Here is a 6,073-nt window from a genome sequence, read left to right on the forward strand (position 1 = left end):
GCCGGATGCACCGGTCGACCCCTCGATACATAGAAATCGGTCAGGAATGAGAAGCGATTACCGCCCCGGCAGGCGAACCGTCATCCTGTGCGTCGCGGCCAGCGATTCCCACGTCGTCGCGAACCACCTCATAGCCTATTTGCTCAGATCGCGCGGCTTCAACGTGGTGAACCTCGGCGCCTGCACGACGGTGTCCGACATGTGCGATGCGCTTCTCCGGTGGCCTGAAGCGGAGGCGGTGCTTGTCGGCAGCCTCAACGGACACGCACGACAGGACCTCGCCGATCTGCCGGCGGCGAAGGAACGCGGCGCGATCACCTGCCCGGTGATCGTCGGAGGAAACCTGTCGGTGGCCGTGACCGACGACATCAGCCAAGAGGCGGCCCTCTACGCCCTGGGGGTGGATCACATCCTCCGCGACCCGTCCACGATCCCCGCGGTGCTCGATCGACTCCGGGGGCGGCCCGACGGCGAGGTGACCGCCTTCCCGGGTGCGTCACGCATCGAGGAGACAGTCGATGGACACCGATGAGCTTCCATCGGCTGCCGATTCGATCGGTTTCATCAAGGGGCTGAACAAGCCCACTGTTTCCGATGTCCTGAGGGCGGCGCAGGCCCAGGGCCTGGTGGCGGTTCAGCCGCGCTGCGGTGTCGGCGGTCATGAGCAGATGCGCGCCCTGCTGCTCGCCCTCGAAGAAGGCGCCCACCCCGACGTCCTGAGTCTGACGATCGACTCCTACACGCGGCTCAACCAGTTCGACAGGGCGCTGTCGTCGTTGTCCAACGCTCCTGAGGAAATGAACGGCTACCCGTTGGTGACGCACGGTTGGCGGCGCGGACGCGACCTCAACCAGGCGGTTTCGGCCCCGCTGGAGGTACGCCATGGCTCTCCGCTGCCGCGCCGGTTGTTCGACACCACGATCGCGTCCGGAATAACGTCCTTCGAGGGCGGCGGGATATCGTACAACCTGCCGTACTGCAAGGACGTGCCGCTCGCGGCCTCGTTGGACGCGTACGCGGAGATCGACGCGAGGTGCGGCGAGCTGGCTCAGGCGGACGTGGTCGTCGACCGTGAACTGTTCGGCAGCCTCACCGGCGTGCTCGTGCCGCCGTCGGTCAGTCTCGCGATCAGCGTGTTGGAAGCGGTCATGGCCACCCGTGCCGGAGTGACCTGCATATCGATCGCGTATCCGCAGGCCGGGAACCTGGTGCAGGATGTCGCCGCGCTCCGCGCGATCCGGTCTCTCGCGGGTCGCTACCTACCATCGTCAGTCGACGTCCATCCGGTGCTCCACGAGTTCATGGGTGTCTTTCCCAAGAGCCGTGCCCGCGCGGAGCAACTCATATTCGCGGGAGCCCTGACCGCGAGGCTCGGCGGAGCGGCGAAGGTGGTCACGAAGACGGTCCAGGAGGGTTACGGCATCCCGGACGCCTCGGCGAACATCCACGGGATGCGCCTCGCACGGATCGCGAACGCCCCATTCGTCAGCGCCATCCGGCTCGACGAGGACGCCCTGGAGGAGGAGCAGCACTGGATCGAGCGCGAGGTGGATGAGATCGTGGGTCCACTGCTCGGCGCCGCCAGCCTTCCACTGGCAATCTCCTCGGCATTCGAACGCGGCTCCCTGGACGTTCCCTTCAGCGCGAGCAGGCACGCGAGGTCGAACGTCATGCCGTGTCGGGATCGTGCCGGCGCGGTCCGCTATCTGGACGCGGGCGGGCTTCCCTTCTCCGAGGACGTCATGCGTCGAAACCGCAGCCTGCTCGATGACCGGTGGCTCACGGCCACCGATCACGACCGAATGCGACTACTGATGGCAGACATCAACTACTTCCTCGAGCCGCCGGGGGAGCAGGATTTCGACTTTGCGCCGACTGTGGTTGATTCGGCAACCCAGGGAGCTGATCCGGAGGAAACGTATGCTGCATGACTGGTTCATCCGGAGCGTCGAGAAGTATCCAGACGAGCCCGCGCTGATCGCCGACGGACGGCAGGTCAGCTATGCCGAGCTCGACGGGATCTCCCGCACCATCGGCCACCGCCTGCTCGCCGAGGGCGTCGACCGGCCACGAATCGGCTTGCTGTCCACGCGTACCGTCGAGACCTACGCGGCCTACCTCGCGGGGCTGCGGATCGGCGGCGTCGTCGTGCCGCTCGACCCTGCCCATCCTGCGGATCGCCTGGCCGTGGTCGCCCGCTCGGCCGGCCTGGACTTCATCGTCGCCGACGACACGGCGGACGCCGCACTCCTGGACGCGCTCCCGGCCCGTGTCGTACGCATCGGGTCGCCGTCGACATCGGACATCGCTGCCGGACCGGCATCGCGGGACAGCTTGCCTGACTGGACGGGCGATCCTGACGACCTCGCCTATCTGCTGTTCACCTCAGGCTCGACAGGCCAGCCCAAGGGCGTGCCGATCACGCACGGCAACGTGGACCCGTTCATCGATCTCAACGTCGCCCGCTACGGGATGGAACCGGGCTGCCGACACTCGCAGATGTTCAGCCTGACGTTCGACCTGTCGGTCTTCGACATGTTCGTCACCTGGGGATCCGGTGCCGCTCTGGTGGTGCCGTCAGCCGACGACCTCTACGATCCGGTCGAGTTCGTCAACAAGCACCGGTTGACGCACTGGTTCTGCGTACCCTCTCTGGTTTCCATGGCCACCCGAGCGCGGCTGCTGTCTCCGGGATGCATGCCGTCGCTGCGCTGGAGCCTGTTCTGCGGGGAGCAGCTCACGCTCAACCAGGCGCAGGCATGGGCCGAGGCGGCGCCGAACAGCACGTTGGAGAACCTCTACGGGCCGACCGAGCTCACGGTGGCGATGACGTCATATCGCCTACCGGAGGAACGCGGCGCCTGGCCGGCGACCTCCAACGGAACAGTGCCGATCGGCGCGGTGTACCCGCATCTGGACTTTCAGATCGATCCAGAATCCGGCGAGTTGCAGGTGCGAGGCTCCCAGCGGTTCCACGGCTATCACGACGCCGAGGACAACGAAGGGCGGTTCATCGGACCCGCCCTTCCGCAACCCGGGTCCGACCGCTCCGGACCAGGGCCTGAGGCGTGGTACCGCACCGGCGACCGAATCGCCCTGGAAAATGGAATCCTCGTCCACCTGGGTCGCCTGGACCACCAGGTCAAGATCCGCGGATACCGGATTGAGCTACCCGAGATAGAAAGCGCCATGCGAATGTGGGCAGGAGTCGATGACGCGATCGTCCACGCGGTCGCGCACCTGGACGGGCAACTCGAGCTCGCCGCCGCCTGCACCGGTGACGTTCCGTCAGGGCGTGAACTACGCAAACTGCTTCGCCCCCACCTGCCCGACTACATGATCCCTACGCGCATCGCGGCCTTGGACGGCCTTCCGGTGAACGATCGCGGCAAGACCGACCGGACGGCCTGCGCGGGACTGCTGCAAGAGAGGTTCGCGCGCTGACTTCGGCCGTCCGGAGCATCGCGAACGGGAAGGCGACGACTCTGGCCGACAGGATGGAGTGCGTTTCTCTTCGGTGGCCACCCGCCCGATTGGTGGCCTTAGCGGCGAGCAGCCGGGCAGAATCCGAATTTTCCCCTTCTACTTCTTCTGGAGAATCTGATGCCCATGGATCAACTCGCGCGGAAGTCGCTGGAGGAGTCGATGTGCGCCCTGTTCGCCGAGTGTCTCGACATCGATACCGTTTCGGTGACGGACGACTTCTTCGACGTTGGTGGCCACTCGCTGCTCGCGGCTGAGGTCGTGACGAGGATCAACGTCGAATTGGAGGTCGACCTGAGGCTCCGTGACTTCTTCCGTAATCCGACTGTCGCGGAGGTGTGTGAACTCATCGCCGAACAGGAGGGCGTCGTCCGGGGCGAGCGCTCGTGAGGACGCCCAGCGCCGCCGCTCCGGCCCTGTCCTCGTCGGACAGCGCCTCGGCCAGCGGCCCGACAACGGCGGGAGTCAGCTTCCAGCGGTGGCTGTCCCACGGCGGTCACCGCTCGGCGGTTGAGAGCCGGAGTTGAGGAGCACCGGCGCGAGCAGGGTGCCTCGTTCGGTGGTGCCGCGGATGACGGTGCTCGGGTCCCTGACCAGTCGGGAGGTGAGACCGGTGAGGCCGGCCGGTCCGTAGTGCAGCCCCCACACCGCGTGCCAGTCTCGCACCGGGCCGCCCTGCTCGTCGTAGCCCGGCTCGATCCGGGGCACCACCCGCCGCTGCACGATGTACCGACCGTCCCTGGCCGCCGTGGTGAGCGCAGCGCGCCACGTCGTGTCGTCGACCGTCCAGCCAGCCACCGTGCCCTCCCCCCGGGCCAGCGTGGTCGGTTTGAGGATGTTGTCGGACCGGTCGCGGATCAGACCGGTCAGGTCGTACGACGCGTCGATGCGGGTCGCCGGGGGCAGGATCCGGCGCAACGAAGCGCGTTCGGCCTCGGTCAGCGCGCCCTGCACCGCGGGCAGCTGCACCAGGGCGAGGCAGGACTTACTGTTGAACACGTCATGCGCCGGTACGGTGACCACCGGCGGCGTGGTGCCGTCCGCTGCGGGGTGCAGCCGCCGCCAGGCGATCGCCGGTTCCGGCTCGGCGGCGAGTTCCTCCAGGCTGAACAGCCGCAGGATCGCGCTGACTCCGGCGAGACCGTCGGCGATCGTCCCGTCGGGTTTCGACAGATCGGCGATTTCTGCCAGCCGAGTCCGGAAGGGTCGCGTCTCGATCCGCTCGGCCATCGGCTGCCATGCGGCGGCCCACTCCGCGAGTGCCCCGGTCGCCTCGACCATCAGCACCTCCCTGAGTTCGCCAGGCCTGCCGGCTTCCTGCTCCGGCGCCGCCGCGTCCAACACGTCGACCAAGCCGGTGACGGAATCGAGGTGACGTAGTCCGTGTCGCTCCGCGAAGGGACCGAATCGTGGGTCGGCCAGGATCGCGGCAGCCAGAGGTGCCCGCCGCACCCCGCCGACCGCGGTGCTCAGGCCCAACTCGATCACCTTGAAGCCGGTGCCGTCGTGGATCACGTCGGCGCGGCCGTACCGGACGAGGCGTGGCAGGTCGGTGTCGACGAGCATCGGGCGGATCGCCGCCGGCGCGTCGGTCAGCGCGCCGAACGCGGCCAGGCTGCCGCCGGCGAGAAGATCGGGCAGCCTGCCGACGACATCGAGCAACACCTCGAAGTCGGCGTAGAACGAAGCGATCTCACGCTCCGCGACGAACATCGGGCGCGGGAAGGTCCGCGCCGCGAGTTCCGGCCCCAGCACCGCGACCGCGTGATCGGCTGGCAGGTCGGCCGGCAGCTTGCCGGCTCCGACCGCCCTCAGATAGTCCGTGGCGGGGTCGGGAAGGAGCACCGGGCCGGTGGAGCCCATCAGGCGCCCCCTGCCCTGGTCGCGACGCGCAGGCGGTGCGGCGTGCCGTGGCAGGAGCGGGTCGGCGTCGGCCGAGGCTGACAGGAGCAGGGCATGGTCTGCCTCCAACTGGCGCAGCAAGCGGTGATCGGCGTGCAGGAGTTGACAGCGACCGGGAACGGGTCGCCTGGTCGAAGGTGGCTGTCGACGGAGAGGAAGGACTCGGTTCCTCCTTGGCTCCGACATCGTGATGAGCTCGAATCGGAGGGCTGGAAGGAGCCGCTGCCAGCGGTCGACGAGTGATCGAGGCCATGATCAACCATAATTGCCTGTTTGGCAACGAGAGAGTTGTCGGTCCCCGGGTTCCCGCACCGGGTTGCCGCCCATCAACTCGCTGCCGACATGAGCACGACCGAGTCCGGCCCGGTCCGGGCAACCCCGCCGCCTGTTGCCGCACGCCGGCGAAAGCCTCGCCGACGCGGGCACGACGGCGGGCGGCTGGGCACTCCGTCGCGCCGCCGGCCAGCGGGCGTGGTCACCGAGGGCGGAGGCGACGATGAGAGTGGGATGAGGCCGCCGATGAAGATCGCCACGACGAGCGTCATGAGGATGGCGGCGGCGCCGCGGCCTGCAACGCCGACATGATCTTGTCCTCAGGTCCCGTCCCGCTGCCACCGGCGGAACAGGCCGTAGACGGTGGGCCACGGCGCGGACTCAGCCGGGACATCCCGCCATGGGGCGCCGATGC

5 protein-coding genes and 1 pseudogene are annotated in these 6,073 nt (G+C 67.9%); 4 read left to right on the plus strand and 2 right to left on the minus strand.

What is annotated here, in order from left to right; translation table 11 throughout:
- Positions 1-46 precede the first annotated feature (46 nt).
- The 4 genes from RM555_RS16500 (at position 47) to RM555_RS16515 (ending at position 3,873) form a co-directional block, all read left to right on the plus strand.
- Positions 47-532 carry a methylaspartate mutase gene (locus tag RM555_RS16500; protein ID WP_311412580.1) on the plus strand — a complete coding sequence of 162 codons (486 nt, stop codon included), beginning with the start codon at positions 47-49 and terminating at the stop codon, positions 530-532.
- Entirely contained in the window at positions 519-1,931 is a 1,413-nt protein-coding gene (locus tag RM555_RS16505; RefSeq protein WP_311412581.1) for a methylaspartate mutase, read from the plus strand. Before RM555_RS16500 ends, RM555_RS16505 begins: the two co-directional genes overlap by 14 nt.
- Entirely contained in the window at positions 1,921-3,444 is a 1,524-nt protein-coding gene (locus tag RM555_RS16510) for an AMP-binding protein (protein ID WP_311412582.1), read from the plus strand. The genes RM555_RS16505 and RM555_RS16510 overlap by 11 nt, the downstream gene beginning before the upstream one ends.
- Positions 3,445-3,609: 165 nt before the next feature.
- Positions 3,610-3,873, plus strand: a complete 264-nt coding sequence (locus RM555_RS16515) for a phosphopantetheine-binding protein (RefSeq protein ID WP_311412583.1) — start codon at positions 3,610-3,612, stop codon at positions 3,871-3,873.
- Positions 3,874-3,948: 75 nt separating this feature from the next.
- On the opposite strand, the gene RM555_RS16520 is transcribed toward RM555_RS16515, so the two are convergent.
- Both RM555_RS16520 and RM555_RS16525 read right to left on the minus strand, forming a co-directional pair.
- Positions 3,949-5,346 carry a hypothetical protein gene (locus RM555_RS16520; protein ID WP_311412584.1) on the minus strand — a complete coding sequence of 466 codons (1,398 nt, stop codon included), beginning with the start codon at positions 5,344-5,346 and terminating at the stop codon, positions 3,949-3,951.
- A gap of 601 nt (positions 5,347-5,947) precedes the next feature.
- A pseudogene (locus tag RM555_RS16525) lies at positions 5,948-6,073 on the minus strand (transposase); the annotation flags it as partial.

The organism is Micromonospora reichwaldensis, assembly GCF_031845925.1.
Taxonomy (GTDB): domain Bacteria; phylum Actinomycetota; class Actinomycetes; order Mycobacteriales; family Micromonosporaceae; genus Micromonospora; species Micromonospora reichwaldensis.